At 67.3% G+C, this 25,813-nt stretch carries 24 protein-coding genes and 1 tRNA gene; 15 read left to right on the top strand and 10 right to left on the bottom strand.

Annotated features, from left to right (window positions below):
* Nucleotides 1-6 precede the first annotated feature (6 nt).
* Together ahpF and ahpC are read right to left on the bottom strand one after the other, a co-directional pair.
* Nucleotides 7-1,575 carry an alkyl hydroperoxide reductase subunit F gene (ahpF, locus tag BP68_RS00125; RefSeq protein WP_496367844.1) on the bottom strand — a complete coding sequence of 523 codons (1,569 nt, stop codon included), beginning with the start codon at nucleotides 1,573-1,575 and terminating at the stop codon, nucleotides 7-9.
* Nucleotides 1,576-1,667: 92 nt separating this feature from the next.
* A complete protein-coding gene (gene ahpC / locus BP68_RS00120) occupies nucleotides 1,668-2,243 on the bottom strand; it encodes an alkyl hydroperoxide reductase subunit C (RefSeq protein ID WP_020230359.1) in 576 nt (191 codons plus the stop codon).
* A 258-nt stretch (nucleotides 2,244-2,501) separates the two neighbouring features.
* Between ahpC and bfr the strand changes: the two genes are divergently transcribed.
* The 3 genes from bfr (at nucleotide 2,502) to flhC (ending at nucleotide 4,166) form a co-directional block, all read left to right on the top strand.
* On the top strand, nucleotides 2,502-2,978 hold the full coding sequence (gene bfr / locus BP68_RS00115; RefSeq protein ID WP_496367841.1) for a bacterioferritin: 477 nt from the start codon (nucleotides 2,502-2,504) through the stop codon (nucleotides 2,976-2,978).
* Between the two features lie 263 nt (nucleotides 2,979-3,241).
* On the top strand, nucleotides 3,242-3,571 hold the full coding sequence (flhD, locus tag BP68_RS00110; RefSeq protein ID WP_496367839.1) for a flagellar transcriptional regulator FlhD: 330 nt from the start codon (nucleotides 3,242-3,244) through the stop codon (nucleotides 3,569-3,571).
* 55 nt (nucleotides 3,572-3,626) lie between these two features.
* Entirely contained in the window at nucleotides 3,627-4,166 is a 540-nt protein-coding gene (flhC, locus tag BP68_RS00105; RefSeq protein ID WP_496367837.1) for a flagellar transcriptional regulator FlhC, read from the top strand.
* A gap of 107 nt (nucleotides 4,167-4,273) precedes the next feature.
* Here flhC and BP68_RS00100 read toward each other — a convergent pair whose 3' ends face one another.
* From BP68_RS00100 to BP68_RS00090, 3 genes are all read right to left on the bottom strand, one after another.
* Nucleotides 4,274-4,831: a FlgO family outer membrane protein gene (locus tag BP68_RS00100; protein WP_496367835.1), complete on the bottom strand. Its 558-nt coding sequence runs from the start codon at nucleotides 4,829-4,831 to the stop codon at nucleotides 4,274-4,276.
* Nucleotides 4,828-5,460 carry a hypothetical protein gene (locus BP68_RS00095; protein ID WP_496367833.1) on the bottom strand — a complete coding sequence of 211 codons (633 nt, stop codon included), beginning with the start codon at nucleotides 5,458-5,460 and terminating at the stop codon, nucleotides 4,828-4,830. Before BP68_RS00095 ends, BP68_RS00100 begins: the two co-directional genes overlap by 4 nt.
* A gap of 212 nt (nucleotides 5,461-5,672) precedes the next feature.
* Nucleotides 5,673-6,035, bottom strand: coding sequence for a MerR family transcriptional regulator (locus tag BP68_RS00090; protein ID WP_496367831.1), 363 nt, complete (start codon nucleotides 6,033-6,035; stop codon nucleotides 5,673-5,675).
* Nucleotides 6,036-6,152: 117 nt separating this feature from the next.
* On the opposite strand from BP68_RS00090, the gene BP68_RS00085 reads away from it, so the two are divergent.
* On the top strand, nucleotides 6,153-6,950 hold the full coding sequence (locus tag BP68_RS00085; protein WP_496367829.1) for an aminotransferase class IV family protein: 798 nt from the start codon (nucleotides 6,153-6,155) through the stop codon (nucleotides 6,948-6,950).
* A gap of 71 nt (nucleotides 6,951-7,021) precedes the next feature.
* On the opposite strand, the gene yccS is transcribed toward BP68_RS00085, so the two are convergent.
* Together yccS and ppc are read right to left on the bottom strand one after the other, a co-directional pair.
* On the bottom strand, nucleotides 7,022-9,244 hold the full coding sequence (gene yccS, locus BP68_RS00080; RefSeq protein WP_496367827.1) for a YccS family putative transporter: 2,223 nt from the start codon (nucleotides 9,242-9,244) through the stop codon (nucleotides 7,022-7,024).
* A 52-nt stretch (nucleotides 9,245-9,296) separates the two neighbouring features.
* Nucleotides 9,297-12,146 (bottom strand): phosphoenolpyruvate carboxylase, encoded by a 2,850-nt coding sequence (ppc, locus tag BP68_RS00075; protein WP_496367825.1) that lies wholly within the window; start codon nucleotides 12,144-12,146, stop codon nucleotides 9,297-9,299.
* 125 nt (nucleotides 12,147-12,271) lie between these two features.
* On the opposite strand from ppc, the gene hemC reads away from it, so the two are divergent.
* The 7 genes from hemC to galU all read left to right on the top strand — a co-directional run bounded on the left by hemC (nucleotide 12,272) and on the right by galU (nucleotide 21,184).
* The gene (hemC, locus tag BP68_RS00070) at nucleotides 12,272-13,204 is read left to right on the top strand and encodes a hydroxymethylbilane synthase (RefSeq protein WP_496367823.1); all 933 of its coding nucleotides are present in this window, start codon (nucleotides 12,272-12,274) and stop codon (nucleotides 13,202-13,204) included.
* A 2-nt stretch (nucleotides 13,205-13,206) separates the two neighbouring features.
* Entirely contained in the window at nucleotides 13,207-14,028 is an 822-nt protein-coding gene (locus BP68_RS00065; RefSeq protein WP_496367821.1) for a uroporphyrinogen-III synthase, read from the top strand.
* Nucleotides 14,018-15,100: a uroporphyrinogen-III C-methyltransferase gene (locus BP68_RS00060; protein WP_496367819.1), complete on the top strand. Its 1,083-nt coding sequence runs from the start codon at nucleotides 14,018-14,020 to the stop codon at nucleotides 15,098-15,100. The genes BP68_RS00065 and BP68_RS00060 overlap by 11 nt, the downstream gene beginning before the upstream one ends.
* Nucleotides 15,101-15,121: 21 nt before the next feature.
* The gene (locus tag BP68_RS00055) at nucleotides 15,122-16,390 is read left to right on the top strand and encodes a heme biosynthesis protein HemY (protein ID WP_496367817.1); all 1,269 of its coding nucleotides are present in this window, start codon (nucleotides 15,122-15,124) and stop codon (nucleotides 16,388-16,390) included.
* 163 nt (nucleotides 16,391-16,553) lie between these two features.
* Nucleotides 16,554-17,195, top strand: a complete 642-nt coding sequence (locus tag BP68_RS00050; RefSeq protein ID WP_496367816.1) for a VOC family protein — start codon at nucleotides 16,554-16,556, stop codon at nucleotides 17,193-17,195.
* Between the two features lie 151 nt (nucleotides 17,196-17,346).
* Nucleotides 17,347-20,208 (top strand): valine--tRNA ligase, encoded by a 2,862-nt coding sequence (locus BP68_RS00045; RefSeq protein ID WP_496367814.1) that lies wholly within the window; start codon nucleotides 17,347-17,349, stop codon nucleotides 20,206-20,208.
* Nucleotides 20,209-20,296: 88 nt separating this feature from the next.
* The gene (galU, locus tag BP68_RS00040; RefSeq protein ID WP_496367812.1) at nucleotides 20,297-21,184 is read left to right on the top strand and encodes a UTP--glucose-1-phosphate uridylyltransferase GalU; all 888 of its coding nucleotides are present in this window, start codon (nucleotides 20,297-20,299) and stop codon (nucleotides 21,182-21,184) included.
* An 88-nt stretch (nucleotides 21,185-21,272) separates the two neighbouring features.
* On the opposite strand, the gene BP68_RS00035 is transcribed toward galU, so the two are convergent.
* From BP68_RS00035 to cysM, 3 genes are all read right to left on the bottom strand, one after another.
* On the bottom strand, nucleotides 21,273-21,500 hold the full coding sequence (locus BP68_RS00035; protein WP_496367810.1) for a sulfurtransferase TusA family protein: 228 nt from the start codon (nucleotides 21,498-21,500) through the stop codon (nucleotides 21,273-21,275).
* Nucleotides 21,501-21,505: 5 nt separating this feature from the next.
* A complete protein-coding gene (locus tag BP68_RS00030; protein ID WP_496367808.1) occupies nucleotides 21,506-22,069 on the bottom strand; it encodes an NUDIX domain-containing protein in 564 nt (187 codons plus the stop codon).
* A gap of 122 nt (nucleotides 22,070-22,191) precedes the next feature.
* Nucleotides 22,192-23,097: a cysteine synthase CysM gene (gene cysM, locus BP68_RS00025; protein WP_496367806.1), complete on the bottom strand. Its 906-nt coding sequence runs from the start codon at nucleotides 23,095-23,097 to the stop codon at nucleotides 22,192-22,194.
* A 41-nt stretch (nucleotides 23,098-23,138) separates the two neighbouring features.
* On the opposite strand from cysM, the gene BP68_RS00020 reads away from it, so the two are divergent.
* From BP68_RS00020 to BP68_RS00005, 4 genes are all read left to right on the top strand, one after another.
* Nucleotides 23,139-23,223, top strand: a tRNA-Leu gene (locus BP68_RS00020).
* 151 nt (nucleotides 23,224-23,374) lie between these two features.
* Nucleotides 23,375-23,776 (top strand): Arm DNA-binding domain-containing protein, encoded by a 402-nt coding sequence (locus BP68_RS00015; RefSeq protein ID WP_496367804.1) that lies wholly within the window; start codon nucleotides 23,375-23,377, stop codon nucleotides 23,774-23,776.
* A 479-nt stretch (nucleotides 23,777-24,255) separates the two neighbouring features.
* Nucleotides 24,256-25,488, top strand: coding sequence for a hypothetical protein (locus BP68_RS00010; protein ID WP_496367802.1), 1,233 nt, complete (start codon nucleotides 24,256-24,258; stop codon nucleotides 25,486-25,488).
* A 27-nt stretch (nucleotides 25,489-25,515) separates the two neighbouring features.
* Nucleotides 25,516-25,813 (top strand): transposase (locus tag BP68_RS00005; RefSeq protein ID WP_496367800.1); only part of this gene is annotated, 298 nt, incomplete at its 3' end.

Genomic DNA, 25,813 nt, shown 5'->3' with positions numbered 1-25,813 from the left:
CCGGCCTCAGGCCGGTGCCGTCGTGCGGATCAGGTGGTCGAAGGCGGACAGCGCGGCCGTGGCCCCCGCGCCCGCGGCGATGACGATCTGCTTGTATGGCACCGTGGTGCAGTCGCCGGCAGCGAACACGCCAGGCACATTGGTGTGGCCCTTGGCGTCGATCGCGATCTCGCCGAACCTGCTCAGCTCCACCGTGCCCTTGAGCCAGTCGGTGTTGGGCAGCAGGCCGATCTGCACGAAGATGCCCTCCACCGCCACCTGCTTGACCTCTTCACTGGTGCGGTCCTTGTAGGTCAGGCCTGTCACCTTGTGACCGTCGCCGTTGACCTCGGTAGTCTGGGCATTGAGGATGACCTCCACGTTGGGCAGGCTCTTGACCTTGCGCTGCAGCACAGCGTCGGCCTTGAGTTCGCCCGCAAACTCCAGCACCGTCACGTGGGACACCACGCCGGCCAGATCGATGGCAGCCTCGATGCCCGAGTTGCCACCGCCGATCACGGCCACGCGCTTGCCCTTGAACAGCGGGCCGTCGCAGTGCGGGCAGTACGTGACGCCCTTGGTGCGGTACTGATCCTCACCGGGCACGTTCATGTTGCGCCAGCGGGCGCCGGTCGAGAGGATCACGGTGCGGCTTTTGAGCACCGCGCCGTTGTCCAGCTCCACCTCGATCAGGCCGCCCTCGCTCGCGGCGGGCTTGAGGGCCTTGGCCTTTTGCAGGTTCATGATGTCCACCTCGTAGTCGCGCACATGGCGCTCCAACGCGGCGGCGAACTGCGGACCCTCGGTCTTCTGGATGGAGATGTAGTTCTCGATGTCCACGGTGTCGAGTACCTGGCCGCCAAAGCGCTCGGCCGCCACGCCGGTGCGGATGCCCTTGCGCGCGGCGTACACGGCCGCAGCAGCGCCGGCGGGGCCGCCGCCGACGATGAGCACGTCGAACGCCTCTTTGGCGTTGAGCTTGGCGGCGTCGCGCTTGGCGGCGCCGCTGTCGATCTTGCCGACGATCTCGGCCAGCTCCATGCGGCCCTGGCCGAAATGCTGGCCGTTCAGGTAGACGGTGGGCACGCCCATAATCTCGCGCGCCTCGATCTCTTTCTGGAACACGCCGCCGTCGATGGCCGTGTGCGTGATGCGTGGGTTGAGCACGCTCATGAGGTTGAGCGCCTGCACCACGTCCGGGCAGTTGTGGCAGGAGAGCGAGTAGTAGGTCTCGAAGTGGAAGTCGCCTTCCAGGTTCTTCACCTGCTCCAGCAGGTCGGCCGCTTCCTTGGAGGGGTGGCCGCCCACCTGCAGCAGCGCCAGCACCAGCGACGTGAATTCATGGCCCAGCGGCACGCCGGCGAAGCGCACGCCCGTGTCCACGCCGGGATTGGTGATCAAGAAGGACGGCTTGCGCACATCGGCGTCGTTCTTCTCGACCACGGTGATCTTGTCGGATTGCGCGCGGATGTCTTCCAGCAGCTCGCGCAGCTCCTGCGACGCGGCCCCGTCGTCCAGCGTGGCCACCAGCTCCACCGGCTTCTGCAGGCGTTCCAGATAGGCTTTGAGTTGGGCTTTGAGGGTGTCGTCGAGCATGGCGCGAATCCTTGTTGTGAAAATGTTCGGAGAAAAAAAAGCCCGGGCGCCAGGCACCCGGGCGTCTTCAACAGGTCAACTGAAGCAGTGGCTTAGATCTTGCCGACCAGGTCCAGCGAAGGCGTCAGCGTCTTGGCGCCTTCCTTCCACTTGGCGGGGCACACCTGGCCGGGGTGGGAGGCGGTGTACTGGGCAGCCTTGAGCTTGCGCAGGGTTTCCGACACATCGCGGGCGATTTCGTTGGAGTGGATTTCCTGGGTCTTGATCACGCCATCGGGGTTGATCACGAACGTGCCGCGCAGCGCCAGGCCTTCTTCGGGGATGTGCACGCCGAAGGCGTTGGTCAGCTGGTGCGTGGGATCGCCCACCAGCGGGAACTTGGCCTTGCCCACGGCGTCGGAGGTCTCGTGCCACACCTTGTGCGAGAAGTGCGTGTCGGTGGTAACGATGTACACCTCAGCGCCGGCCTTCTGGAACTCGGCGTAGTTGTCGGCCGCGTCCTCGATCTCGGTTGGGCAGTTGAAGGTGAAGGCAGCCGGCATGAAGATCAGCACGGACCACTTGCCCTTCAGGTCGGCTTCGGTCAGGTCGATGAACTCGCCCTTGCCATTGCGGTTCACGAAGGCGGTGGTCTTGAAGGGTTGCACTTGCGTATTGATCAGGGACATTGCTGTTTCCTTGGTTGGTTGGCTGAACACAGACTGAAGTCTAGACGCTTACAATCAATCAATCCAATTAATTAACATGATTGAATTGATTGTTTTTATCTATAAACACCCCCCTATCCCACCCACTCGAATACGAACACGTCTCAGCATGAAACCCAGCCAATGCGCACGCACGGGGGCTTCGCGGGGCGCGCTTGTCAGTGCGGGGGCGGGCGCCCACAATCGGCGCCCATCATCACTACAACGAGGAGCCTCCCCATGAAAGGCGACGCACAAGTCATCGCGCACCTGCAGGCGCAGCTGAAGAACGAACTCACGGCCATCAACCAATACTTCCTGCACTACCGCATGCTCAAGCACTGGGGCTTCGACAAGCTGGCGAAGAAGGAATACGAGGAGTCGATCGGCGAGATGAAGCACGCCGACAAACTCATGGACCGCATCTTCATGCTCGACGGCCTGCCCAACCTGCAGGACCTGGCCAAGCTGCAGGTCGGCGAGGATGTGCCCGAAATCCTGGAATGCGACCTGCGGGCCGAGCGCGGCGCCCAGGCCACCATCAAGGACGGCATTGCCTACTGCGAGTCGGTGCGCGACTATGTCTCGCGCGACCTGCTGCAGGAGATTTTGGAAGACACCGAGGAGCACATCGACTTCCTCGAGACCCAGATCGACCTCGTGGACAAGGTCGGCCTGCAAAACTACCTGCAGTCGCAGATGGGCGACGCCGGCTGATCCGGCGCAGACATCGACGACAACGGGCTTCGGCCCGTTTTTTCTTGCCTGCGCAGCAGGGCCTGCCCCGCGGTCCAGCAGCCCCGGGCCCGACAACCCTGTAAGGCAACTTCCTACACACCCCCTCCGGCAACCAGACGCCACGCACCGCCGAACCCCGACTTAATTTCCTTTTGGCCCGGTTTCACAATCCATTTCAACGGATCACGCAACACATGCATCGGCATGCAACGCACGGATCCACAGCTGGAAAGGATTGACCCATGACCTCCGAACAACTGCTCGCCGAAATCCGCGAAGCCAACCTCACCTACCTGATGCTGGCCCAGACCCTGATCCGTCAGGACAAGGCCGAAGCCGTGTTCCGCCTGGGCCTGAACGAAGAGGCTGCCGACATTCTGGCATCGCTGTCGGCCGCGCAAGTGCTCAAGCTGGCCTCGCGCAACACCTTGCTGTGCAGCTTCCGCGTGGACGACAACCTGGTGTGGAGCCTGCTGACCAGCCATAACACGCCGCGCAAGGCCGCCAGCGAGGCCACCAACACGCTGCACGCCAACATCCTGATGGCCAGCCGCGTGTCGGAAGTGCTCTGAACGCCCGCCCCCTTCGCCCCAGTCCCACCCGTTCGCCGTTTACCGAAAGCCCGCCATGTCCGCACCCGTCAAGAGCGTTCTCAACGAATCCCGGCAGATCGAACGCGCCGCCATGCTGATCGAGATGGGCGCCCGCATGCAGGTGCTGGAGTCCGAGACCACGCTGTCGTACGAACGCCTGATCCGCCTGTACAAGGAGATCGCGGGCAAGTCGCCGTCCAAGGGACAACTGCCGTTCTCCACCGACTGGTTCCTGACCTGGCAGGAGAACATCCACAGCTCGCTGTTCCTGAACATCTACGAATACCTGTCCAAGGGCGTGGACCTGGACGCGGTGGAACTGCTCACCAAGGCCTACCGCCTCTACAACGAACAGGTGGCGGCCGCGCAGATCGAGCCCCTGCTGTCCTTCACGCGCGCCTGGCGCCTGGTGAAGTTCATCGACGCGGGCATGCTCACGCGCACCAAGTGCGCGCAGTGCGGCGGCCAGTTCGTGACCGAGTTGTACGAAAACCGCCACTTCACCTGCGGCCTGTGCAACCCGCCGGCCCGCGCCGGCAAGAGCAAGAGCGCCGGTGCGCTCACGCTGCACTGAGCCTGCCGGTCTTTGAATAAAAACGGCCTCCAGCGCTTAATGGATAAGCGCTATCAGCTATTGATAACATAGCAAACTATGCAGGCCGGATGCAACGGCCCCGCCCCTCAGAGCCCGCCCATCAGCAAGCCGCGCACGTTGCCGTCCATGGGCAGCGCATAGTCATGGGCCGCCAGCACGGTGCCCGCCATGCCCACGAGCTTGAGGCTCACGTAGACAGCCTGCGGCGCCACCGTGTAGGTACCCACCAGCACGGCCTGCGCCGAATGGGCCTGCGCCACCTCATGCGCCTGGCGCGACAGCAGCAGCTCGCCCTGCCCCGGCCGCTGGGCCAGGGTCGTGCGCAGCCGCGGCTCCGCCACCTGCAGGCCGCGCTGCGCCAGCCGCCCCGCCGCCTGCTCGGAGATCAGGCGGCCCAGGCGGGATGACTCCTCCAGCCGATCCGCGTGCACCACGGTGGCCACCAGCACCGGCTCGCCGGCATCCAGCCGCACCTGCTGCAGCAGCACGTCCACCGCGCCATGGTTGTGCGCCAGCAGATCCACCGGGTCAGAAGCCACCGCTGCGCCGTAGTAGTAGCGCGCGCACCCCGTGGCCGTGAGCGCCAGGGCCGCAGCCGCCGCCATGAGCGCGCCGCGCCGGCGCATGTGCGTTCCGCTCCTCATGGCACCACCTGCCAGGTTCTGACCGTCACCGGCGCGGGCGGCCGCGGCAGGTACAGCGGCGCGTCGGCCTGCGCGATGGAATACATGTCCGACGTGCGCACCAGCGCGCGGCCCTCGTGCTCCAGAGAGGTCACGACCAGCACCTCGGTGCGCATGGGGTGCACCTGCTCCCAGGTGGCCGCGGGCTCCACGCCGGCCGCGTCGCGCCGCACCTGCACGCCCTCGGCCAGGCGCAGGCCGCCGCCGGTCGGCGCCGCGCCCGCATGGTGCTGCACCAGCTGGGTCTTGACCTGCAGGTTCACGGCCGTGGGCTCGGTGCTCACGGCAATGCCAAGCTCGACAAGCCGGGTCACCAGCAGCTCGCGGAATCCCCGGTTGAAGCCGGACTCGTGCGGCGCCACCGCCACATGGATGGGATGCTGCCCCTCGGGCCACTCGCGCAGGCGCACGGCCACATGCGCCGCCACATCGGCGGCCAGCACATCCCAGTGGTGCACGGCGCGCGCGGTCTTTTGCGTGGATGGCGCATGCGCCACGTCCAGCGGCACATCCTGCTGGGCGGCGGGCAAGGGGGCACAGCCAGCCGCCAGCAGTGCCAGCGCACAGGCGGCGAGAACCCGGTTTCTCATGATGGGCGTTACTTTCGAGTCGGTATCCCCGCATGCTAGCGGCCACCTGCGGAAACCATGGGCCGAACAGCCGGGGCTTTAGGGTGCGTATTTCGGTGATGCCGGCCGCCGCATCCGGCGACCTGGGCCCCCTGCAAGCATAGCCATGGCATCGCACACCCTGAACACCACCAGCCTCCCCTGCATGGAATGCCCTGCTCAGAGCAGGCGTGTCAAGACTCCGCTGCGTCCATTGCGGCCAGGTAGCTCTGCACAGCGTCCCGGCTCTCGGTCAACTCGCGCAGCCTCCCCTCCAGTTGCTGGAGTTCGTGGGTCAGGACGTCCCGAATTTCGTCGCACTCCTCAAACGACGCGGGATCGTCGCCCCTCACGCAGGGCAGCAGCACCCGGATGGCGCTCAGCTTCAAGCCGGACTCATTGAGCTGGCGAATGCGCACCGCCGCCAGCAACTGCGCGTCATCATAGTCCCGGTAGCGCGCTTCGGTGCGGGCGGGTTGCAGCAGTCCGTGCTGCTCGTAGTAACGCAGCATTCGTTCGCTGACACCGCTACGCCGGGCTAATTCTCCAATCCGCATTCCGGACCTCCTTGGCAAAAAGGGTTTGACTCTGACAGCGCTGTCAAAGTCTACCCTGCCGCTTTCATCACCAAGGAGCCCTGGATGACAGGCAGCAGTCCCCCTTTTTCCGACGAAATGACCGCGCAATGCGATGGGCGCCCCGCGTCTTCGGTCGACCTGGCCCCGCTGGCATTCGCTGGCTACGCCCATTTCACAGCCCTGCAGGTGCGAAGCGGCAAGGTGCGCGGCCTGGACCTCCATCTGCAGCGCCTGCGCGAGGCGTCCCTCGTCCTGTTTGGCCGCACCTTGGCGGACGAGGTGGTCACCAGCCATCTGCGCGCGGCACTGGCGCGGCAGCATGCAGGCGATCGGTCCTTGACGGCCACCGTCTACTCCCCTGCGGGCGAGTTCACGGCAGCGCAAGGCGCAGCGCCCTTGAGGATGCTGGTCCGCACATCACCCGCATCCGATGGCCCACAGGGGCCGTTGCGCCTGGACATCGTGGACCACGAGCGCGTTCTGCCGGAGATCAAGCATGTGGGAGAGATCGCCAAAACGTGGTTTCTTCGCAAGGCGGTGGAACGGGGCTTTGACGACGCGGCCTTCATGGACGCCAAGGGGCGCCTCAGCGAGGCGACCATCTGGAACCTGGCCTTCTGGGACGGCCGTTCCGTGGTGTGGCCCCGGGCAGCTGTGCTGCGGGGCACCACGATGTCCATCGTGATGCGTCAGCTGGAGCGCATGGGCATCTCGCAGCGGCATCAGGACATCACGCTGGACGCGCTGAAGTCGCTGCACGGCGCGGTGGTCATGAACTCGTGGACTCCGGCCGTCGAGGTGCGAAGCCTGGGTGCGATCGACATGCCCTCTGCGCCCGATTTCCTGGCGCTGCTCCACCGCGCCTTTGCACAAGAGCCTCTGATCGCCATTTGAACTCTCGGAACCTGCTTGCCCGCAGGGACCCTGTCCCGCCGGGCCGCAGTCAAATGGCTGGCGGCTCAGGATCAGACCGCAGCCGGCTCGGCGGCGGGCAGCAGTTGCGCCACCGCCGCATGCAGCGGCGCCACCTGGCGGCACACCAGGGCCAGCTGGATCTGCACCAGCGGCAGACCCTCGGTGGTGGCATCTGCCTGCTGCTCCAGGGCCTGCGCCAACGCCTCGGCCGCGCCGTCGTCCGGCGCCAGCGGGTGCCGCTCGCGCAGGGCCTGGGCCATCTGTTCGATCTGGCGGGCGGCCTCCTCGGCGGCGCGCGCCACCAGCGGGTCCGCCACCACGTCGGGCGGCAGGCCGCGGTGCGCCCCCAGGGCCGACAGATAGCTCAGCAAGGTGTGCGAGCGCACCAGCAGCTGCAGCCCCACGCGCGCGTGGCGGCGCACCCAGCGCGGTTCCTGCAGCATGTGCGACAGGGCCGCGGACAGCGCGGCGTCGGCGTTGTGCGCCACGCGCCGGGCCAGGCGGTAGTCCAGGTCGTCGTTCTTGCCCGTGGCGTACTGCGACATGATCTCGCGCAGGTACAGCGCATGCGCCTGCACCGCCTCGGCGGCCACGGCGCCCAGGCGCCGGCCCTGCCAGTCGGGCAGCACCAGGAACATGGCCGCGGCCGAGATGAGGCCACCCAGCACCGTATCCAGCAGCCGCGGCACGATGAGGGCATAGCCTTCGCCCGTGGCTTGGTTGAAGCACAGCAGCACCATCAGCGTGATGCCGGCCGTGGCCACCACGTAGCGCTGGGTGCGCGTGAGAAAGAACAGCACCCCTGCCGCTACGGCCAGCAATGCCTGCAGGTACAGGCTGGGAAACAGGCGCAGCAGCGCCCAGCCCACCAGCAGCCCCAGGGCCGTGCCCAGGATGCGCTGCGCCACGCGCGCCACCGTGGCGCCGTACGTGGGCTGGCAGACGAACAGCGTGGTCAGCAAGATCCAGTAGCCGTGCTGCGGGTCCGTGAGCTGCATGGCAACATAGCCCAGGCCCAGCGCCAGCGTGAGCCGCACCGCATGCCGGAACAGCGCCGAGCGCGCATGCAGCTGCTTGCGCACGCGCCCCCAGGCATCGGCCAGTGAACGCGGCGTGCGGTCGAACAGCGCAATGTCGCCCAGCACCGCGCCCTGCATGGGCTGCGTGGCCGTGGTGAGTTGTGCATCCAGCGTGCTCAGGTTGCGCGCCAGGGCACGCAACGAACGCAGCGGGCGCAGCCAGGCGCTCTGCCCCTGGCGCTCCAAATAGACGATGGAGTCGTGCAGGTCCGCCAGCGCCTGCCCTCCCGCCGCATCGCGCGCCAGCGGGCGGCGCCGGTGCAGGGCCTCGCCCAATTGCGTGCAGGCCACCCCCTGCAGCATGAGCACGCGCTGGCAGCGGTACAGCACATCACTGTGGAACAGCACGTCCGCCCACTCGTTGTAGTGGTAGTGCGAGGAGCTGGCGCGTTCGTGGATGTCCTGCGCGATGAAATACAGGTTGAGCAGCTGCAGCAGCCGGCCCTCGGGCGGCTTGGCCGCGCCCATGCGGCTGAACAGGCTTTCCTTGGCGCTGTTGAGCGCCGCCACCACGCGCGCATTGGTCTGTGCCAGCGCCAGGCGGCGGCGCTCCACATCCACGCCGCGCACCGGTTCAAAAACGCTGGCCTTCAGGCGCAGATACGCGCCCAGTTCCTCATACAGCGCGGCCACGCCGTGGCGCACGGGCAGCAGCGGCGCCAGCACGCACCACAGGAGCGACAGCAGCCCATACCAGGCCGCACCCGCCAGCAGCAGCACCGGCACCTGCCAGAACGGCGTGTCCGCCGGCGGCCCCCGCGGCACGCTGAGTGCCGTGTACAGCGCCAGGATCACCGTGGCCGAAGCGATGGCCCGGTAGCGCCCGCCCACGGCGCCCAGCAGGGTGAAGACGAAGCTGCACCCCAGCAGTGCCAGCACGAACCACAGGGGCCGGTCGATCAGCGCCGCCACCGGCAGCGCCACCACGGCAAAGCAGGCCAGGGTGACCAGCAGCGCCTGCAGGCGCCCGCGCCAGCTGTCGTCCGTCTCGGCCAGCGCGCAGGCCAGCACGCCAAGGAACAACGGCACCACCAGGCCCACCTGCTGCGTGCCCCAGCACCAGGCCATGGCACCGCCCAGCGCCAGCAGCACGCGCAGCCCGTAGGCCCAGGCGACCTGGGCCCCCAGGCGTTGCAGCCATTGCGCCGTTATGTTGTCCACTCGTACACCCTTTGTCGTCGCGGCCGCCGGCATCTGCCCGCACCGGCGCAGCCAGCCCTGCGCCCCTGCGGCGCGCGCCGTGCCATCACCCGGTGTTGCGCAGCCCCGCGGCGATGCCGTTGATGGAGATGTGGATACCCGTCTGCACGCGCTCGTCGCCCTGCCCCGCGCGCCAGCGGCGCACCAGCTCCACCTGCAGGTGGTGCAGCGGATCGATGTACGGGAAGCGGTGGCGGATGGAGCGCGCCAGCGCCGTGTTCGCGGCCAACCGCTGCTTCTCGCCCGTGATGCGCGCCAGCGCGTCGGCCGTGCGCTGCCACTCGGCCTCGATGGCGCCGAACACCTTCTTGCGCAGGCGCGTATCGGCCACCAGTTCGCTGTAGCGCGAGGCCAGGGCCAGGTCGCTCTTGGCCAGCACCATGTCCATGTTGGACAGCAGCGTGCGGAAGAACGGCCACTGGCGGTACATCTTCTGCAGCAGCGCCAGCTGGGTCTTGGGGTCCTTGCCCGGCGCCTTCAGGAAGGCCTCGACCGCCGCGCCGAAGCCGAACCAGCCCGGCAGCGTGAGGCGGCACTGGCCCCAGCTGAAACCCCAGGGAATGGCGCGCAGGTCCTCGATCTTCTGGCTGGGCTTGCGCGAGGCGGGGCGCGAGCCGATGTTCAGCTCGGCGATCTCGCGGATCGGCGTGGAGTTGAAGAAATAGTCGGTGAAGCCCGGCGTCTCGTACACCAGCGCGCGGTAGGCCGCCATGCTGGCCTGCGACAGCTGCTGCGCCGTATCCAGGAAGGCCTTGGTGGCGGGCTTGGTGGGCTGCAGCAGCGTGGCCTCCAGCGTGGCGGCCACCAGGGTTTCCAGGTTGCGCCGGCCGATCTCGGGGTTGGCGTACTTGGAGGCGATGACCTCGCCCTGCTCCGTCAGGCGGATCTGCCCGCGCACCGTGCCCGGCGGCTGGGCCAGGATGGCCTGGTAGCTGGGGCCGCCGCCACGGCCCACGGTGCCGCCGCGGCCGTGGAACATGCGCAGGCGGATGGGCGCGCCGGGCTGGCCGGCACTCATCTCGTCGAACAGCGCCACCAGCGCGATCTCGGCGCGGTACAGCTCCCAGTTGCTGGTGAAGATGCCGCCGTCCTTGTTGCTGTCGCTGTAGCCCAGCATGATGTCCTGCTCGGCCCCGCCGGCGCGCACCAGGGCCGTGATGCCGGGAATGGCATAGAACTCGCGCATGATGGGCGCGGCGTTGCGCAGGTCGTCGATGGTTTCGAACAGCGGCACCACGATCAGGTCGGCGCGCGCCTCACCGTCCAGCGTGCCGCGCATCAGGCCCACTTCCTTTTGCAGCAGCAGCACCTCCAGCAGGTCGCTCACCGTCTCGGTGTGGCTGATGATGTAGTGGCGGATGGCGTCCTGCCCGTAGCGCTCGCGCATGCGGCGCGCGGTCTCGAAGATGGCGATCTCGCCCAGCGTGTGCTCGGAATACTGCGCGCCCACCACGCGCAGCGGCCGCGCGTCGCACAGCAGGCGCGTGAGCAAGGCGCGGCGCTCGGGCTCCGGCAGCGCGGCGTAGGCGGGCTCCACGCGCGCCGTGGCCAGCAGCTCGGCCACCACGCGCTCGTGCTGGTCCGAACTCTGGCGCAGGTCCACCGTGGCCAGGTGAAAGCCGAACACCTCCACCGCGCGCATCAAGGGGCGCAGGCGCTCGCCGGTCAGCGCCGCGCCGCGGTGCGAGCGCAGCGAGGCCTCGACCACGCGCAGGTCGGCCAGGAACTCGGCGGCGCTGGCGTAGGCGTTCTGCGGCGCGACGGCATGGCGCGCGGCGTCGCCGCCCGTCAGCTCCTTGAGCGTGGCGGCCAGGCGCGCGTACACGCCGGTGAGCGCGCGGCGGTAGGGTTCGTCGTGGCGGTGCTCGCTGGTGTCGGGCGAGCGCTCGGCCAACGCCTGCATCTCGGGCGAGACCTGCACCAGATGGGCCGACAGCGACAGCTCGCGGCCCAGGTTGTGCACCTCCGTCAGGTAGTGGCGCAGCGCCACCTCGGCCTGGCGGCCGAGCGCCAGGGCCAGGGTGCCCGCGCTCACGTTGGGGTTGCCGTCGCGGTCGCCGCCGATCCACTGGCCCATGCGCAGAAAGCTGGCCACGGGCTGGTTGCCCCCCAGCTCGCGCTCCAGCTCGGCGTAGATCTTGGGGATCTCCTGCAGGAAGGTGTATTCGTAGTACGAGAGCGCGTTCTCGATCTCGTCGGCCACCGTGAGCTTGGTGTAGCGCAGCAGCCGCGTCTGCCACAGCTGGGCCACGCGCGCGCGCAGCTGCGCTTCGTTGGCGGCCAGCTCGCGCGGGGTGAGCGTGTCGCGGGCAGTTTTGTAGAGCTGGGCGCGGGCCTGGATGTCGTCGCGCTGGGTGAGCAGCAGGGCGATCTCGCGCTCCGCGTCCAGGATGCTCTTGCGCTGCACCTCGGTGGGGTGGGCCGTGAGCACCGGCGCCACGTAGCTCGTGGCCAGCGTCTGCGCCACCGTGCGCGGCGCGATGCCGGCCCAGCGCAGGCGCGCCAGCGCCACCTCGATGCTGCCCTCCTGTGCGCTGCCCGCGCGCTCGTGCACGGCGCGGCGGCGGATGTGGTGGCGGTCCTCGGCCAGGTTGGCCAGGTGACTGAAATAGGTGAAGGCGCGGATCACGCTCACCGTCTGGTCGCCCGTCAACCCCTTGAGCAGCTTCTTGAGCGCCTTGTCGGCCTCGTGGTCGGCGTCGCGGCGGAAGGCCACCGACAGCTTGCGGATCTGCTCCACCAGGTCATAGGCGGCAACGCCCTCCTGCTCGCGGATCACGTCGCCCAGGATGCGGCCCAGCAGGCGGATATCCTGGATCAGCGGCAGATCCTTGTCGGTCTTGCGGGAGGGCGCCGGCGCCGCGGCGGCGTCGGTCTTGCGGGCGGTGGCGGTCATGCGCGAGGGTCTCCTGGTGCGCCGGTTGAATTGGTGTGGCTATGGCGCGGCTGTTGCAGCGCAGCATGCTAGCATCCCCCGATGCCCCCGCCGCCGTGCCCGCGGGGCCCGAGACAGATGCCGCCATGACCACCTCCACCCCCACGCTTCCCCCCATCGTCATCGCCACGCGCGAAAGCCAGCTGGCCCTGTGGCAGGCCGAGCATGTGCAGGCCCTGCTGCGCGCACGCGGCCATGCCGTGACGCTGCTGGGCATGACCACGCGCGGCGACCAGATCCTGGACCGCACGCTGTCCAAGGTGGGCGGCAAGGGCCTGTTCGTGAAGGAACTGGAGGTGGCGCTGGAGGAAGGCCGCGCCGACATCGCCGTGCATTCGCTCAAGGACGTTCCCATGGAACTGCCGGACGGCTTTGCCCTGGCCTGCGTGATGGAGCGCGAAGACCCGCGCGACGCCTTCGTCTCGCCGCGCTACGCCGCGCTGGCCGACCTGCCGCAGGGCGCCGTGGTCGGCACCTCCAGCCTGCGCCGCCAGGTGCTGCTGCAGGCGCTGCGCCCCGACCTAAAGATCGAGCCGCTGCGCGGCAACGTGCAGACGCGCCTGCGCAAGCTCGACGAGGGCCAGTACGACGCCATCGTGCTGGCCGCCGCGGGCCTGAAGCGCCTGGGCCTGCACGAACGCATCCGCAGCGTCTTCGAGCCCGACCAGATGCTGCCCGCCGCCGGCCAGGGCGCCCTGGGCATCGAGATCCGCGCCTACCGCCAGGACCTGCGCGACGCGCTCGCGCCGCTGGCGCACCAGACCACCTGGCTCACCGTGACGGCCGAGCGCGCCGTGAGCCGCGCCATGGGCGGCAGCTGCTCCATGCCCCTGGCCGCGCACGGCCTGTGGAGCGGCAGCACGCTCACGCTGCAGGCCGCCTGGGGCGACATCGACGGGCGGGTGCCGCTGGTGCGCGCCCAGGGCCAGGCCCATGTGGCCACCCTGGCCGAGGCCGACGCGCTGGGCCTGGCCGTGGCCGCGCAGCTGCGCGCGGCCGGCGCCGTGGGAGCCGGCTGACCTTGCCCGCGCCGCAGCCGCCCCGCGCCATCGTCACGCGCCCCGCGCGCGAGGCCGCCCAATGGGTTGCGGACCTGCGTACGCGCGGCATCGTGGCCCAGGCCCTGCCGCTGATCGCCATCGGCCCGGTGACCGACCCGGCGCTGCGCGATGCGCTGCAGCAGGCCCGTGCGCGCTGGAGCGACTACCGCGCCGTGATGTTCGTCAGCGGCAACGCGGTGCAGTATTTTTTTGAATCAAATCAGCCTCCAGCGCTTATCCATCAAGCGCAAACAGCTATCAAAACAAGAGCGTGGGCACCCGGTCCGGGCACCGTGGCGGCGCTGCGTCAGGCGGGGCTGGCGCCCGAGCGCATCGACGGCCCGGCGGCCGACGCCGTGCAGTACGACTCCGAAGCGCTGTGGCAGGTCGTGGGGCCGCAGATCGGCCCCGGCGACCGCGTGCTCATCGTGCGCGGCACCAATACCCCCACCGCCGAAGGTGGCAACGGGCGCGAATGGCTGGCCGGTGCGATTGCCGCGGCCGGCGCCACCGTGGACTTCGTCGCCGCCTACGAGCGCGGCGCGCCGCGGCTCGACGCCGGGCAGCAGGCGCTGGCGCACGCGGCCGCCAGCGACGGCTCCGTATGGCTGCTGAGCAGCTCCGAGGCCGTCACCCACCTCGGCACCGTGTTGCCCGCGCAACACTGGGGACAGGCCCGAGCCCTGGCCACCCATCCGCGCATCGCCCAGGCCGCCCTGGCGGCCGGTTTTGGCAGCGTCAAAGAATGTCGCCCCGCCTTCGATGAGGTGGTCGCGTCGATAGAATCGCTTTATGAGCAATGAGCATCCATCCGACCTGCCCGCCTCCGCGCCGGCAGCCCCCCGGACATCCGCGCCCGCCGCCCGCAGCGGTGGCCGCGCGGCGCTCTACGCGCTGGGCGCCGTAGCCATCGCCGCGCTCGTCAGCTCGGTGCTGCTGTGGCAGCGGTTGTCGTCCATCCAGGAACAGCTGGCGCGCCAGTCCGCCGACTCCGGCGCCCAGGCCATCGAGGCCCGCGCAATGGCGCAGCAGGCGCAGGAGCTGGCCCGCGAGACATCGACCCGACTGGCCGTGGCCGAGGCCCGCGTGAGCGAGGTGGCGCTGCAGCGCAGCCAGCTGGAAGAACTCATGCAAAGCCTGTCGCGCACGCGCGACGAGAATCTGGTGGTGGACGTCGAGGCCGCCATCCGCCTGGCACAGCAACAAGCCCAGCTCACGGGCAGCCTGCAGCCGCTGGTGGCCGCGCTCAAGAGCGCCAGCCGCCGCATCGAGCGCGCCGCGCAGCCGCGCCTGGCGCCCGTGCTGCGCGCCATGGACCACGACCTGGAGCGCCTGGAGCGCGCCACCGTCACCGACACCGCCGGCCTGCTGGGCCGCCTGGACGACCTGGTGCGCCAGGTGGACGACCTGCCGCTGACGGGCAGCGTGGCCCAGGCCGCCGCCATGCGCCGCCAGGCCGGCAGCGAGGCGCCCGCCCCGGCGACCGCGGCCGCCAGCGAACCGCTCTGGCAGGCCACCTTGCGCCGCACCTGGGAAGGCGTGCGCGACGAGGCCCGCGGCCTGGTGCGCGTGAGCCGCATCGACCAGCCGGACGCCGTGCTGCTCGCCCCTGACCAGGCCTTCTTCCTGCGGGAGAACCTCAAGCTCAAGCTGCTGAACGCGCGCCTGGGCCTGCTGGCGCGGCGCATGGACTCGGCCCGCTCCGACCTGGCGACCGCCAGCGCCGCGCTCAACAAGTATTTCGACCCGGCCTCGCGCCGCACGCAGAACGCCGCCACGGCGCTGCAGCAGCTGCAGGCCCACATGAAAACGGCCGAGATGCCCCAGCTCGACGACACCTTCGCCGCCCTGGCCACGGCCGCGGCCGGCCGCTGACCCGAGGACGACGCCCCCACCATGCGCGCAGCACTCTGGTTTCTGGCACTGTTCGGCGCGGCCGTCGCCGTGGCCCTGTTCGCGGGCAACAACCAGGGCACCGTCACGCTGTTCTGGCCGCCCTACCGCATCGACCTGTCGCTCAACATGGTGCTGATGCTGCTGTTCGGCGGTTTCACCCTGTTGTATGCGGCCCTGCGCGGGCTGTCGGCACTGCTGGAGCTGCCCGTGCAGGCCCGGCGCTGGCGCCTGCTGCAAAAGGAGCGCGCCATGCACGGCGCGCTGCTGGACGCCCTGTCGCAAATGCTGGCCGGACGCTTCCTGCGCGCCCGCAAGGCGGCAGAATCCTCCATCACCCAGGAACGCGCCCTGGACGAGGCCGGCGAGCCCCTGCCCCATGGCCGTCAGCTGCGCACGCTGGCCCACATCGTGGCGGCCGAGAGTTCGCACGCGCTGCAGGACCGCGCCACGCGCGAGTCGCACCTGCAGCAGGCGCTGGACAACATCCCCGAGCGCGCACCGGCCGTGGAGCTGGAGCTGCGCGAGGGCGCCCAGTTGCGCGCCGCACGCTGGTCGCTCGACGAGCGCGACGCCAGCACCGCGCTGGAGCGCCTGTCCGCCCTGCCCGCCGGCACGGCGCGCCGCACGCTGGCGCTGCGCGCCAAGCTCAAGGCATCGCGCCTGTCGCACATGACGGAGCAGGCCCTGGAGACCGCGCGCCTGCTGGGCAAGCACCATGCGTTCTCGCCCGCCGCAGCCGAGAGCATCGTGCGCGGCCTGGCCACGGAGCTGATCAACGGTGCCCACGACCCGGCCCAGCTGCAGCGCATCTGGCAGGGTCTGGAGCCCGCCGAGCGCGGCATGCCCGAGATCGCCGTGCATGCCGCGCACCGTCTCTCCCAACTGGGCGGCGAGGCGGCGCAGGTGCGCGCCTGGCTGCTCCCCGTGTGGGAGCGCATGGCCGACCTGTCCGACCAGCAAACCCTGAAGCTCGTGCGCGCCCTTGAGGGCAGCCTAGAAGGCCTGGACGCGAACTGGCTCGCGCGCATCGAGTCCGCGCAGCAGGCCGACCCGCGCAACGCGCGCCTGCAATACCTCTCGGCCATGGCCTGCCTGCACCGCGAACTGTGGGGCAAGGCCCAGCACCTGTTCACCCAGGCCGCGCAGCAGCTCACCGACGCGCCGCTGCGCGCCAGCGCCTGGCGCCACCTGGCAGAGCTGGCCGAGCAGCGCGGCGACGCCGAGGCCGCCGCCGCGGCCTGGAAGAAGGCCGCGCTCGCCGCCGGCTGAATCCCCTCCCCGCCCGCCCCCCCCACCTGCCCCGCGCACCTTGGCCCCCGCCCGGGTCTGCTGGGCAGTGGCCGTCTGGTTGCGCCTGAAAATTCACCTAACGCAAATCAATTACGGATAGTAGAATTTCAGCGCATTGTTTGCGCGCCTCAGGAGACACGCCATGAACGCCACCGCCACACCCGTACCACCCGCAGCCCGCGCCGATCTGCCGGCCCCGGCCGCCATCCAGCAGCTGCACCACTACGCCTACAAGGCCCGCGACGCGGAGGAAACGCGCCATTTCTACGAGGACATCCTCGGCCTGCCGCTGTACCACATCATCCAGAGCGACTACGTGCCCAGCACCGGCGAGTACTGCCCCTACACGCATTTCTTCTTCCGCCTGCAGGACGGCTCCTTCATCGCCTTCTTCGACCTGGGCGACGACGTGAAGCCCGAGCCCTCGCCCAACACGCCGCTGTGGGTGAACCACATCGCCTTCCGCGTGAACACCGTCGAGGAGCTGGAGAACACCAAGGCCCGCCTTGAGGCCCATGGCATCGAGGTGCTGGGGGTGACCGACCACCATATCTTCAAGAGCATCTACTTCTTCGACCCCAACGGCATCCGGCTGGAGCTGTCGGCCCAGCTCGCCGACGCGGTGCAGATGCAGCGCGAGAGCACCACCGCCCACGCCCGCCTGGCCGAATGGACAGCGCGCAAGCAGCAGTGGCGCCGCGAACGCGCCGCGGGCCAGTCCGACCAGCCCCTCAAGCCGCAGCAAAACGACCGGCCGGAATTCGTGCCCCCCGCAGGCTCTTGATCAAATATGGCTACAGCGCTTATCCAATAAGCGCTGACAGCTATCAAAGGAGAAGCACACCCAGCACGCCGTAGTCGTAACGGAATAGAATGGCCCATCCTCCGAACCATTGCCTTTGACGGCATCCCACGGGATGCCGTTTTTCATTGCCATGAGCGACACGATTGAACAACCCGGTCTGAACGGCCTTTCCAAATCCTTCGAACCCGCGGCACTGGAGGCCCACTGGGGCCCCGAATGGGAGCGCCGCGGCTACGGCGTGGCCGGCCACCGCGGCACCGGAGTGCCCAAGGCGGGCGAACCGGCCTTCTCCATCCAGCTGCCGCCGCCGAACGTGACCGGCACGCTGCACATGGGCCATGCGTTCAACCAGACCATCATGGACAGCCTGACGCGCTACCACCGCATGCTGGGCCACAACACGGCCTGGGTGCCCGGCACGGACCACGCCGGCATCGCCACCCAGATCGTGGTGGAGCGCCAGCTGCAGGAACAGGGCGTGAGCCGCTACGACCTGGGCCGCGAAGCCTTCGTCAGCAAGGTCTGGGAGTGGAAGGAAAAGAGCGGCAACACCATCACCACGCAGATGCGCCGCCTGGGCGACACCGTGGACTGGAGCCGCGAATACTTCACCATGGACGACAAGCTGTCCCAGGTGGTGACCGAGACCTTCGTCAAGCTGTACCAGCAAGGCCTGATCTACCGCGGCAAGCGCCTGGTGAACTGGGACCCGGTGCTGCAGTCCGCCGTGTCGGACCTGGAGGTGGAGAACGAGGAGAAGGACGGCTCGCTGTGGCACATCGCCTACCCGCTCACCGATGGGTCGAGCCAGTTGGTGGTGGCCACCACGCGCCCCGAGACCATGCTGGGCGACGTGGCCGTGATGGTCCACCCCGAGGATGAGCGGTACAGGCACCTGATCGGCCAGACGGTGACCCTGCCGCTCGTGGGCCGCCAGATCCCCATCATTGCCGACGAGTACGTGGACCGCGAGTTCGGCACCGGCGTGGTCAAGGTCACGCCCGCGCACGACAACAACGACTACCAGGTGGGCCAGCGCCACAAGCTGCCCATGGAGGTGGTGCTGACGCTCACCGCCACCATCAGCGACAACGCGCCGGAAAAATACCGCGGCATGGACCGCTTCGTGGCGCGCAAGGCCATCGTGGCCGACCTGGAGGCCCTGGGCCTGCTGGTCGAGACCAAGAAGCACAAGCTGATGGTGCCCATCTGCACCCGCACGGGCCAGGTGATCGAGCCCATGCTGACCGACCAGTGGTTCGTCGCCCTGAGCAAGGTGGGCGAAGGCGATGCCACGGGCAAGAGCATCGCGCAGAAGGCCATCGACGCCGTGGCCAGCGGCGCGGTGCAGTTCGTGCCCGAGAACTGGGTCAACACCTACAACCAGTGGATGAACAACATCCAGGACTGGTGCATCTCGCGCCAGCTGTGGTGGGGCCACCAGATCCCGGCCTGGTACGACGAGACCGGCAAGGTGTACGTGGCCCGCAATGAGGCCGAGGCGCAGCAGCAGGCCGGCGCGGGCGTGAAGCTCACGCGCGACGAGGACGTGCTCGACACCTGGTACTCGTCCGCGCTGGTGCCCTTCAGCACCATGGGCTGGCCCCAGCACAGCGATGCGCCCGAAGGCGACTACAACCTGTACCTGCCCTCCTCGGTGCTGGTCACGGGCTACGACATCATCTTCTTCTGGGTCGCCCGGATGATCATGATGACCACGCACTTCACCGGGCGCGTGCCGTTCAAGCATGTCTACATCCACGGCCTGGTGCTGGACGCGCAGGGCAAGAAGATGAGCAAGTCCGAGGGCAACGTGCTCGACCCGGTGGACCTGATCGACGGCATCGCCCTGGAGCCCCTGCTGGACAAGCGCACCCAGGGCCTGCGCCGCCCCGAAACCGCGCCCAAGGTGCGCACCAACACGCAAAAGGAATTCCCCGAGGGCATTCCCGCCTACGGCGCCGACGCGCTGCGCTTCACCTTCGCGGCGCTAGCGTCGCTGGGCCGCAGCATCAACTTTGACAGCAAGCGCTGCGAGGGCTACCGCAACTTCTGCAACAAGCTCTGGAACGCCAGCCGCTTCGTGCTGATGAACTGCGAGGGCCACGACTGCGGGCTTGACACCAGCCACGGCTGCACGGAAAGCTACCTGCGCTTCAGCCAGCCGGACCGCTGGATCGTCTCGCAGCTGCAGAAGGTCGAGGCCGACGTTGCCAAGGGCTTTGCCGAGTTCCGCCTGGACAACGTGGCCAGCACGCTCTATGAGTTCGTGTGGAACGAGTTCTGCGACTGGTACCTGGAAATCGCCAAGGTGCAGATCCAGACCGGCAGCGAGGCCGAGCAGCGCGCCACGCGCCGCACGCTGATCCGCGTGCTGGAGGCCATCCTGCGCCTGGCCCACCCCATCATCCCCTTCGTCACGGAAGCGCTGTGGCAGGTGGTGGCGCCGATCGCCGGCCTGAAGGGCGACTCCATCGCCATCGCCCCGTATCCGCAGGCCCAGCCCGAGAAGATCGACGAGGGCTCCATCGCCTACGTCGGCCGCATCAAGCAGGTGGTGGACGCCTGCCGCACGCTGCGCGGCGAGATGGGCGTGTCGCCCGCGCAGCGCCTGCCGCTGCTGGTGACGGGCGACGCGCAGTTCATGCGCGCCATCGCGCCCGTGCTGCAAAACCTGGCCAAACTCAGCGAAGTCAAGGTGTTCGACGACGAGGCCGGCTGGGCCGAGGCCGCCAAGACCGCGCCCGTGGCCGTGGTGGGCGATGCGCGCATGGCCCTGTTCGTCGAGATCGACGTGGCCGCCGAGAAGCTGCGCCTGTCCAAGGAGGCCGCACGCCTGTCAGGCGAGATCGCCAAGGCATCGGCCAAGCTGGGCAACGAAGCCTTCGTCGCCAAGGCGCCGCCCACGGTGATCGAGCAGGAAAAAAAGCGCGTGGCGGACTTTGGCGCCACCTTGACGCGCATCGAAGAGCAGCTGGCGCGCCTGGGCTAAGATCGGCGCCCACTGTCCCCCCCCACACAAAGGCGCCCCGGCGCCTTTGTTTTCATTGTTCGTTCCACCATTTCGTGAGGCACTCGACTTGAACGCTCCCACACGCGTCCGCAAGGCCGTCTTCCCCGTGGCCGGTCTCGGCACCCGCTTTCTGCCCGCCACCAAGGCATCGCCCAAGGAGATGCTGCCCGTGGTGGACAAGCCCCTGATCCAGTACGCCGTGGAAGAGGCCTACGAGGCCGGCATCCGCGACATGATCTTCGTCACGGGGCGCAGCAAGCGCGCCATCGAGGACCATTTCGACACCGCCTACGAGCTGGAAAACGAGCTGGAAAACGCCGGCAAGCACGAGATGCTGGCCCTGGTGCGCAGCATCGCCCCCGACGACATGAACTGCCTGTTCGTGCGCCAGCCGCGCTCGCTCGGCTTGGGCCACGCCGTGCTGTGCGCCGAGCCCCTGGTGGGCAACGAGCCCTTTGCCGTGATCCTGGCCGACGACCTGATGGTGGGCGACAACGGCGGCCCCGGCGTGATGGCGCAGATGACGGCAGCCTTCCAGAAGCAGGGCCGCTCCCTGCTGGCCGTGCAGGAAGTGCCCCAGGAGCACACCAAGCGCTACGGCATCGTCAAGGGCGACCCCGCCGGCGGCGCCCTGCTGCGCGTGGACGAAATCGTGGAGAAGCCCGCGCCCGAGAAGGCGCCCTCGCGCATGGGCGTGGCCGGCCGCTATGTGCTCACGCCGCGCATCTTCAGCGAGATCCGCAACCAGCCCAAGGGCGTGGGCGGCGAGATCCAGCTGACCGACGCCATCGGCCGCCTGATGCAGCACGAAGCCGTGTACGCCTACCAGTACGAAGGCAAGCGCTACGACTGCGGCAGCAAGGAAGGCTTTCTGGAGGCCACGGTGGAACTCGCCCTGCAGCACCCGCAGGTGGGCGCACAGTTCCGCACCTACCTGCAGTCGCTGGCGCTGTAACACCCGCGAGGGGCGCAAGGCCCCTCTTTACTCCTATTTTAATAGCTATTAACGCTTAATTCATAAGCGCAACAGCCTTATTCAATGCCTAACGGCGGCGCAGCACGTGGATGAACTCATCGCCCACGGTCTGCTGCGCCACCAGCTCGTTGCCCGTCTGTCGTGCAAAGGCCTGGAAGTCCCGCAGCGAGCCGGCGTCGGTCGCCACCACCTTGAGCAGCTGGCCGCTGGCCATGTCCGCCAGGGCCTTCTTGGCCTTGAGGATGGGCAAGGGGCAGTTCAGGCCCCGGGTGTCGATTTCCTTGTGGATGTCCATTTTCTCTAGTCCTTCGGTGCGTCCAGCCCGCGTCGGCGCTCCGCGTTTTCCTCGGCCGTGAGGAACACCGGCTCATGCCCGCGCGAGCGCAACCAGTCGGCCAGCGCGTAGCCCGTGCCTGCGGGCCAGCACTTGAGCCGGTCCAGGTCGTAGAAGCGGTGGTCCGCCAGCTCGGGCGACAGGCGCACCTGGCCCAGCGCCTGCACGTGGTAGGCAATGATGACCTGGTTCATGCGCATGAACTCGTACACGCCGACCAGCCGCACGGAGCGCGCGTCGAGGTCGGTCTCTTCCTTGACCTCGCGCGCAATGCCTTCCTCTGGCGTCTCGCCCGCCTCCATGAAGCCTGTGATCAGCGCGAACATCTTGGGCGGCCACAGCGCATTGCGCGCCAGCAGCACCTGGCCGTCCACCTCCACGATGGCCGCCAGCACGGGCGTCGGGTTGTTCCAGTGCGTCCAGCCGCAGGCGGGGCAGCGCAAGCGCTCCTTCTCGCCACTGTCCTCCATGAGCAGCACCGGCGCCAGCGCGGTGGCGCAGTGGGCGCAGAAACGGGTTTCGTATTGCATGGGAACGCGATCTTCTTCGAGGCAGCCAGGCCCAATTGCTACAAAATAAATAGCTTTTGACGCTTATCCATCAGGCGCCAAAGACGATTTTCAATACCAACCCAAAGCCGACTTTCCGCCCATCAGGCGGGGAACACGCCGGTGGAGAGGTAGCGGTCGCCCCGGTCGCACACGACGAAGACGATGGTCGCGTTCTGCTCGCGTGCCGCGATCTGCTGCGCCACCCAGCAGGCGCCAGCCGCGGAGATGCCGCCGAAGATGCCCTCCTCGCGCGCCAGGCGCCGCGCCATGTCCTCGGCATCGTCCTGGCTCACGTAGACCAGCTCGTCCACCAGGCTGGGCTCGTAGATCTTGGGCAGGTATTCCTCGGGCCATTTGCGGATGCCCGGAATGCGCGAGCCCTCGCTGGGCTGGGCGCCGACGATGCGGATGGCCGGGTTCTTCGCGCGCAGGAAGCGCGACACGCCGGTGATGGTGCCCGTGGTGCCCATGGCGCTCACGAAGTGCGTGATGCGCCCCTCGGTCTGCTCCCACAGCTCGGGGCCCGTGGTCTCGTAGTGGATGCGCGGGTTGTCGGGGTTGGCGAACTGGTCCAGCACCACGCCCTTGCCCTGCGCCACCATCTGGTCGGCCAGATCGCGCGCGTACTCCATGCCACCGCTCTTGGGCGTGAGGATGAGCTCCGCGCCGAAGGCCTTCATGGTCTGGGCGCGCTCCACGGACAGGTCCTCGGGCATGATCAGCACCATGCGGTAGCCCTTGATGGCCGCGGCCATCGCCAGCGCAATGCCGGTGTTGCCCGAGGTCGCCTCGATCAACGTATCGCCGGGCTTGATCTCGCCGCGCTCCTCGGCACGCCGGATCATCGACACGGCCGGCCTGTCCTTCACCGAGCCTGCGGGGTTGTTGCCCTCCAGCTTGCCCAGGATGACGTTGCCGCGTGCCGCGTTGTCCTGAGCGCCTATGCGCTGCAATGCAACCAGCGGCGTGCGCCCGATCGCGTCTTCAATGGTGGGGTAAGTCTTCATACAGCGTTACTGTGCCATAATTTGCGACTTCGCTTATTCCCGCCGGAGTGGTGAAATTGGTAGACGCAGGGGACTCAAAATCCCCCGCCGCAAGGCGTGCCGGTTCGATTCCGGCCTCCGGCACCACATTGAAGGCCGCACAGTTCCCAGAACGTGCGGCCTTTTTCTTTTCCCCTCTGTAGAGCGGGCTTCAATCGTTCGCCAAGGTGTGCTGAGGTGCGCTTGCAGCCGGGTACTTTTGACGGTACCTCCACTGGATACCGAAAAAAGTACCGTCATGCCCCTTACGGATACCGCCTGCCGCAACGCCAAAAGTACCGACAAGCCATACAAGCTAGCGGACGGGGCTGGACTCTATTTGTTGGTCAAACCTGCAGGCAAATATTGGCGATGGGACTACCGCCATGGAGGCAAGCGCAAGACCCTGGCCCTTGGGGTGTATCCGGGCGTGAGCCTTCGCGATGCCCGAGAGCAGTTGGCCGCCGCACGGCTGGCGCTGCAGGCTGGCGACGATCCTGGCGCGCTGCGAAAGGCAGGCAAGGCCAAGACCGCCCACGAGATTGAAAACACGCTGGCGGCTGTGGCACAAGACTGGATGGCCCACCAGTCCAGCCGCTGGGGTGCGTATCCCGGTCCACTTGAACACTCGGTCTGGCTACGTGACCACCTAATCCATTGATCACGAATGGCGGCGGAGCTGGTTCAGCCTTGCCGAGTAGCTAAAGGCCTCTCGCTCCTTTTAAACTATTCCCAGGGCAGCGAGGAAGGGGCGGCATCAGTATGGAGACCAGGTGGAGGACGTTGTAGTGAACCTTGTGCCCCTTGTCTGGATGATCTCAAGCCGACGCCACGAATGGGAGCGCCAAGGGCAAGAGTCGGGCGATGAAGCAGGAGAGGCGTACGCCGCAGTACACGACGCGGGGGAAAATGTGTCTATCGCGGGAGCCTGAACGGAATTAACTCTGACATCCCAATCGATGCAAACGCAACCGCTATCATTTCCGAGGAAACAGCACCGTCACCAGGCTGAAAGCCATCCATAGTGGAATGAGCCTTCTGCTGAGCCGGATGATATGCGCCTACCACTGAGCGGCGAGGTATTTTTTGCCTCCCCCAACCCGACATGCTTACGCGACGGCCTAACTTTCCGAGTCCGCCTTGCTGCACCTAAAGCATCCAGAAATCTATGCTCAGGTCTCCAGGATCCCTTCAGGGCTCCTAGCATTCCAGACCAGCGACGCGTCCATCCTGGCGATCAAGGCTTCCGCAAGGGCCTTGCTGGCGGGTAAGGGCAGCGGTGGGCTAAAGCTCTACTTCGCGCCGGTCATGTGCGGGGGGCTTTCGACCTACTGTCTGCTCACGGCGTTTCCGGATGGCACAAATTCGCCGCTCCTTGTATGGACGCCGTTGTATGGGAACCCAGAGACCACAACGCTCCTCGCTGTGCTGCGTGCTCCGTGCATCGAGCTGTTTCTGCTTGACGAGAAGAACCGGCCGTGGCTTTCGTATATCGCCGTAGTCCCTGATCGAGCGAAGCTTGCGAGGTTCTCTCAGAAGCTGCAATTTGCACCTGGGGACATGGCACGTGCTACGAGTCATGACGTGATTGACCAAGCAAGCGCGTGGTTTTCTCGTGGGGGCGAGCGCGAAGACAGGCGGGCTTTCACCCTGAGCTTCATTGAGGCGGTCATGCGAGAGGACTTGGTGATGCTTCATGCCGGTACGCGCGACTCCTTTTATGGAGAGGAAGTTCGCCACGCTGAACTGGGCTACACAAACCCCGGTGATCGTCAAGAGCCTGATCTGGCGGAAGAGCTGGCGAGGAAGTTCGGGGGAGGAAAGGTATTTCTAAACCCATTGAAGCTGCCCAACATGGAAGAGTTGTGCGACACATTGGTCATTGGTGCGATCGCGAACTTTTACTTCCAGTTCAAGTCGAGTCCGAATACGGAAGCAACAGCGAAGAGGGGCACAGGTCGCCTTAGAACCACCATCGTGCACCACGTTGCCAAGGCGGTGGAGCAGACTGGTAAGTGCATCGACTATGTTGGAGGTCCTGGTCCGTTCACGATATCGCTCAAGGCTGACCGCAAATTTCGGGCGTCAGTGCACCAGCACGGTAAAAATGCCATTTTCGTGATCGTGACCCATGAAGCTATTCGGGACGACCTCGCTAAATATGCGTCCGAGATCCTGCCGCTTGCTGAGCGCGCCACGAGGGTCATCTGTCACGTGGCCGAGACGGACATCTACAAGTATCTGCACTTCTGCGCGACGGAAGAGGAGTTCTTCAAGCTTCTCGTCGCTGACTTCAGATACATGCGCGTGCAGAGAGCGGTTTACGACCAAAGACTCTCTGCGTATGCGCGCGGTGAACCCATCTTGATATAGCCCGTTCGAGCAGGCATGGTGTGCACGATGGAGATCATGCACACTATGTCGAGCGAGGCGATCGCCCCAAATCCCAAGCGGCGCTTTTACAGTCCAGAACTCAAGGCCCAGGTCGTAACGCAGTGCCGGGCGAACGGAGCGTCGATTGCGGCTGTGGCTCTGGCCCATGGCATCAACGCCAACATCGTCCATCGCTGGCTGCGCGAGCACGCTGCGCCACCCGCTCCCAAACCCATCAATCCGTTCATCCCTCTGAGCCTCTCTGCGCCCGAGGTTGAGGACGCTGCACCTGTTCACGCGGCGGGCAGTCCCACTTCGGATATTC

Source organism: Diaphorobacter oryzae DSM 22780, assembly GCF_059568935.1.
This window is presented reverse-complemented; position numbering and strand designations above follow the sequence as displayed.

Excerpts from the sequence above, each read along its gene's own strand:
- ahpF (WP_496367844.1), bottom strand. The coding sequence starts at position 1,575 with ATGCTCGACGACACCCTCAAAGCCCAACTCAAAGCCTATCTGGAACGC.
- ahpC (WP_020230359.1), bottom strand. The coding sequence starts at position 2,243 with ATGTCCCTGATCAATACGCAAGTGCAACCCTTCAAGACCACCGCCTTC.
- bfr (WP_496367841.1), top strand. The coding sequence starts at position 2,502 with ATGAAAGGCGACGCACAAGTCATCGCGCACCTGCAGGCGCAGCTGAAG.
- flhD (WP_496367839.1), top strand. The coding sequence starts at position 3,242 with ATGACCTCCGAACAACTGCTCGCCGAAATCCGCGAAGCCAACCTCACC.
- flhC (WP_496367837.1), top strand. The coding sequence starts at position 3,627 with ATGTCCGCACCCGTCAAGAGCGTTCTCAACGAATCCCGGCAGATCGAA.
- BP68_RS00100 (WP_496367835.1), bottom strand. The coding sequence starts at position 4,831 with ATGAGGAGCGGAACGCACATGCGCCGGCGCGGCGCGCTCATGGCGGCG.
- BP68_RS00095 (WP_496367833.1), bottom strand. The coding sequence starts at position 5,460 with ATGAGAAACCGGGTTCTCGCCGCCTGTGCGCTGGCACTGCTGGCGGCT.
- BP68_RS00090 (WP_496367831.1), bottom strand. The coding sequence starts at position 6,035 with ATGCGGATTGGAGAATTAGCCCGGCGTAGCGGTGTCAGCGAACGAATG.
- BP68_RS00085 (WP_496367829.1), top strand. The coding sequence starts at position 6,153 with ATGACCGCGCAATGCGATGGGCGCCCCGCGTCTTCGGTCGACCTGGCC.
- yccS (WP_496367827.1), bottom strand. The coding sequence starts at position 9,244 with ATGCCGGCGGCCGCGACGACAAAGGGTGTACGAGTGGACAACATAACG.
- ppc (WP_496367825.1), bottom strand. The coding sequence starts at position 12,146 with ATGACCGCCACCGCCCGCAAGACCGACGCCGCCGCGGCGCCGGCGCCC.
- hemC (WP_496367823.1), top strand. The coding sequence starts at position 12,272 with ATGACCACCTCCACCCCCACGCTTCCCCCCATCGTCATCGCCACGCGC.
- BP68_RS00060 (WP_496367819.1), top strand. The coding sequence starts at position 14,018 with ATGAGCAATGAGCATCCATCCGACCTGCCCGCCTCCGCGCCGGCAGCC.
- BP68_RS00055 (WP_496367817.1), top strand. The coding sequence starts at position 15,122 with ATGCGCGCAGCACTCTGGTTTCTGGCACTGTTCGGCGCGGCCGTCGCC.
- BP68_RS00050 (WP_496367816.1), top strand. The coding sequence starts at position 16,554 with ATGAACGCCACCGCCACACCCGTACCACCCGCAGCCCGCGCCGATCTG.
- BP68_RS00045 (WP_496367814.1), top strand. The coding sequence starts at position 17,347 with ATGAGCGACACGATTGAACAACCCGGTCTGAACGGCCTTTCCAAATCC.
- BP68_RS00035 (WP_496367810.1), bottom strand. The coding sequence starts at position 21,500 with ATGGACATCCACAAGGAAATCGACACCCGGGGCCTGAACTGCCCCTTG.
- BP68_RS00030 (WP_496367808.1), bottom strand. The coding sequence starts at position 22,069 with ATGCAATACGAAACCCGTTTCTGCGCCCACTGCGCCACCGCGCTGGCG.
- cysM (WP_496367806.1), bottom strand. The coding sequence starts at position 23,097 with ATGAAGACTTACCCCACCATTGAAGACGCGATCGGGCGCACGCCGCTG.
- BP68_RS00015 (WP_496367804.1), top strand. The coding sequence starts at position 23,375 with ATGCCCCTTACGGATACCGCCTGCCGCAACGCCAAAAGTACCGACAAG.